The sequence below is a fragment of the Bradyrhizobium sp. NBAIM18 genome, from assembly GCF_020193825.1.
Lineage (GTDB): Bacteria > Pseudomonadota > Alphaproteobacteria > Rhizobiales > Xanthobacteraceae > Bradyrhizobium > Bradyrhizobium yuanmingense.
On sequence record NZ_JADYVO010000077.1, the window covers coordinates 1 to 405 of the forward strand.

Below are 405 nucleotides of genomic sequence, written 5' to 3' on the forward strand. Positions count from 1 at the left end.
CCATGCAGGATCCACGTTTTGTCGTCTTCAATGGTGGCACTGCGTGCATAAATGTAGGATTCGAGCGAGAGATCGTCGCGATAATGAAAAATCTCCACGCCCACCGGCTGGCCCTGCTCGTTCAGCGATTTCACCGTCACAAATTCATTACCACGCCTGGCCCACAGCATATTGCCGGTAATGTCATCGTCCTCCCCCAACGCGGTGGCGGTCGATTTGATTTGCAACGCCTGTTGCTGTAATGGCGACGCTACCCACTCATCTATCGCGCCTAACGAAACAGACCACAATATCCCTGCAACCAGCGCCACCAGTGCAATACGGAAGATAGAAAACCCCATGCTGCGAATGGCGGTAAGCTCACTGTTTTTCGATAACTGCCCCAGGCCGACAATCCCTCCCAAT

The 405-nt window shown here is 53.3% G+C and carries 1 protein-coding gene; it reads right to left on the minus strand.

Annotation, left to right across the window (positions count from 1 at the left end):
* On the minus strand, positions 1-405 hold a 405-nt coding region (locus tag I6F17_RS37480), incomplete at both ends, for an LptF/LptG family permease (RefSeq protein WP_225190489.1).